Genomic DNA, 3,567 nt, shown 5'->3' with positions numbered 1-3,567 from the left:
TATTACGCCTATCGTTAAGGTTTGTAAAGGGGTTTGACGACAGTTAAACTGATGAGTGTGATTAGGAAAGCTGATGAAACCAGAGACAGGGGCGTAGCTTGCGGGGCCCGACGCCATCGCCAGAAGTTTTGTTAAGAAAGTTGAGGGTTTTGCTTTCTGTAGGTCAGCTCGTGATACGTTTCTAAAACCTGAAAGCGGGAAAGTCCGGTGCAATTCCGGCGCTGTGCCGCAACTGTAAAAGTCAGAATGCCGATTTCGGGGGCGCTTTGTGGGCGTTTACTTTTGGATTCCCTGCGTAGCACGGGGAGGAGATTATTTGTTAGCTTTGACTGATTTGCCGACTTGTCCGGGTTTATTTTACGGTTCCCAAGCCCGAGACGGAGTTTTATCGAGAATGCGGATTCCGGGGGGAATTTTAAACGCGCAGCAGTGTGGGACGATCGCCGATTTGGCTGATCAATACAGTACCGGCTGTTTGCAAGTGACAAATCGGGCAAATTTGCAAATCCGAGAAGTGAACTCGGAAATTGCCCCGGAAGTCTGGAACCGCTTGCAGGAATTGGGGATAGCGTCTCGCCGCGTTGAAGTTGACCCGATTCGCAATATTATGGCAAGCCCGACAGCCGGGATCGATCGCCAGCAGTTACTCGATATTCGCCCGCTAGTGAAAGCTTGGGATGATTACCTGCAAACACATTCCGAGTTTTCGGAACTTTCGCCTAAGTTCAGTATTGGCTTCGACGGGGGGGAATCGGTTTCGATCCAGGCTTTACGCAACGATATTTTATTAGCTGCTGAAGGGCTTTCAACCCAATCAGAAATCCTTTTTCGGCTACATTTAAACGGCGATCCAGGAATTTTAATCCAAGAATCGCAAAGTATTTCAGTATTAGCAGCCCTCGCTAGCACCTATCTTGAATACACCAAAAATCGACCTCGAATTGATGGCAAAAAACCGCGTTTGCGTCACCTGCTGGCAGATTGGGGTGTTGAAAGTTATCTAGAAAAGGTACAGCAGAATTTACCATTTTTATGGCAATTCACATCTTGCACATTTCCCAAAAACAGCCAAGATGCCTGTTCCACAAAGAGTGAATTTCCTTGTGGGGTGGGCATCTTGCCCGCCCGTTCGATCGAGTCATCTCCAAGGGCGATCGAACAATCCCAACATCTCGGCATCCACCCTCAGCGACAGTCGGATTTATCCTACATGGGAATTGCACTGCCTCTCGGTAGGCTAGAATCAAAGCAACTGCGGAATTTGGCAAATTTAGCCCAAAATCTAGCCAGCGGTACCCTGAGACTTACGCCGTGGCAAAATCTGTTGATTTCTGATATCCCCAACTCCCAGCTTTTTGAGGTAAAACAGCAAATCGCCGATTTGGGATTGCACTCGTCGGCGACTCGCCTAGATTCGTGCTTGGTGGCTTGTGCCGGCAGCAGCGGCTGTGCGTCGGCGGCGACAGATACTCAAAGTCACGCCCTAGCAATGGCGAGGGATTTAGCGCAAAAATTGACGATCGACCTGCCGATTAACATTCATTTCAGCGGTTGCCAAAAGTCCTGCGCCCAGCACCAGCCAATTGATATCACGCTGGTGGGAATTCAGATTGAGCGAGGACACGAGACGATCGAAGGTTACGACATTTATGCGGGTAGAAAAGATTTGCCCTTCGGGCGACCAATTTTTCCGGCGGTGAGTGCGCTCGATATGCCCGGTGCGATCGAGCGAATGTTGCGGGTGTATCAGCGGTTTCGAGAGCCTTTGGAGTCATTTGGTGAGTTTGTCGATCGGCAGGCGATCGACCAATTACAGCAGTTGTTCAGCGCCGAAAATCGGACTTTAAAGTGAAAAAATATCCCATTAAAACTGACAATTTTTAATTATTTCTCTTTCTATCTCTCTTGAGATTTCTTCCTTCGCATCCTTTGGGCCTTCGCGGTTCATTCAAAAAATCTATTTCACAAATCCCACAAAATTCCCATAGCAGTTTTAAACAATGATTGACTACATTCGAGACGGAACAGAAATCTACACCAAATCCTTCGCCACAATTCGAGCCGAAGCAGATTTGTCAAGCTTGCCGCCCGATTTAGAATCGGTAGCCGTGCGACTAATTCACAGTTGCGGCATGACGGATATTGTTACAGATTTAGCAGCTTCCCCCGGTGCAGCCACCGCGGGACACAACGCCCTCGCCGCAGGTGCGCCGATTCTGTGCGATGCCCGGATGGTGGCCGAAGGTATCACTCGCAAACGCCTTCCGGCTGACAATCCGGTGATTTGCACCCTCTGGCATTCCGAGATCCCGGAGTTGGCGCGGCAAATGGGAAATACTCGATCGGCTGCGGCGCTTGATTTATGGCTGGACAACTTGCAGGGTGCGGTTGTGGCAATTGGCAATGCCCCGACTGCTTTGTTCCGACTACTGGAAATGCTGGATGCCGGAGCACCCAAACCGGCTTTAATTCTGGGTTTCCCGGTAGGATTTGTGGGGGCTGCCGAATCCAAAGCCGAACTGGCCGCCAACAGTCGGGGAGTGCCATTTATTACGTTGCACGGGCGGCGCGGTGGCAGTGCAATGGCAACGGCGGCCGTGAATGCGTTAGCGAAAAAGGATGAATTATGACTAAGGCTACTGGTAAATTGTACGGTTTGGGTATTGGCCCTGGCGATCCAGAATTGATCACATTGAAAGCTTATCGGATTTTGCAATCGGTGCCGGTGATTGCCTATCCGGCGATGGAAAATGGTAAGGTGCTGGCGCGGGCGATCGTCGCAGATTATCTGCGCCCGGAGCAAATTGAGATTCCGATGCCGTTGCCTTTTAGTCCGACGCGATCGTCTCAACCTTATTATGATATTGCTGCCGAGAAAATTGCGGCACATCTGAGCGAGGGGCGGGATGTGGCGGTGCTGTGTGAGGGCGAACCTTTTCTCTACGGCTCGTTTATGTATCTATTCAACCGTTTGTCGGCGAGATTTACCACTGAAGTTGTGCCGGGAATTTCTTCGACAATGGCGAGTGCGGCTGCGTTGGGAGTGCCACTGACTTATCGTAACGATGTGTTAAGTATTATGCCTGCGACGCTGGATGCTGAGGTTTTGCGCGATCGACTGGCGGTTGTTGATGCTGCTGTGATTATTAAGCTGGGGAGGCATTTTGCGAAAGTCCGGGACGTACTGATTGAGTTGGGACAGTTCGATCGAGCACTGTATATAGAACGCGCAACTATGCCGAATCAGCGAATTCGGGCGATCGCAGATGTCGAACCCGCTGAAGTTCCCTATTGGGCTCTCATTATGATACCTAGCCTGCAAAAATCTGTATCTTAATATTTCCATGCCTGAAGGCGACGCGCTTCCAGGCTTTACCTACTTTTTTGTGCATTCTTACCTCTTTATCCACTTTTCTTCATATTGATAACTTAAGCTTATAACTTTCATTAGTTAATCTGTTGTTAAAAAACTTTACAAACCTGAGAATATGCTTTATGTTTATTTACATGGCGGAACACAAAGCCGTCACGAACATTGAAAACCAAATAAAGCAATCATAAACAAAT

Annotated in this window: 3 protein-coding genes and 1 riboswitch; all 3 genes read left to right on the top strand. The window is 49.1% G+C overall.

Features of this window, described 5'->3' with window-relative positions:
* The first annotated feature begins 180 nt into the window (after window positions 1-180).
* A riboswitch (adenosylcobalamin-variant (AdoCbl-variant) riboswitch) is annotated at window positions 181-260 on the top strand.
* Window positions 261-268: 8 nt separating this feature from the next.
* The 3 genes from cobG (at window position 269) to QUB24_RS32970 (ending at window position 3,337) form a co-directional block, all read left to right on the top strand.
* On the top strand, window positions 269-1,852 hold the full coding sequence (gene cobG, locus QUB24_RS32980) for a precorrin-3B synthase (RefSeq protein WP_333157770.1): 1,584 nt from the start codon (window positions 269-271) through the stop codon (window positions 1,850-1,852).
* Window positions 1,853-2,000: 148 nt separating this feature from the next.
* On the top strand, window positions 2,001-2,630 hold the full coding sequence (locus tag QUB24_RS32975) for a precorrin-8X methylmutase (RefSeq protein WP_333157768.1): 630 nt from the start codon (window positions 2,001-2,003) through the stop codon (window positions 2,628-2,630).
* Window positions 2,627-3,337 (top strand): precorrin-2 C(20)-methyltransferase, encoded by a 711-nt coding sequence (locus tag QUB24_RS32970; protein ID WP_333157766.1) that lies wholly within the window; start codon window positions 2,627-2,629, stop codon window positions 3,335-3,337. The genes QUB24_RS32975 and QUB24_RS32970 overlap by 4 nt, the downstream gene beginning before the upstream one ends.
* Window positions 3,338-3,567: the final 230 nt, after the last annotated feature.

The organism is Microcoleus sp. B9-D4 (genome assembly GCF_036705105.1).
Classification (GTDB): Bacteria; Cyanobacteriota; Cyanobacteriia; order Cyanobacteriales; family Microcoleaceae; genus Microcoleus.
The sequence above is the reverse complement of the archived record's forward strand: the minus strand, read 5'-3'. Positions and strand labels throughout refer to the sequence as shown.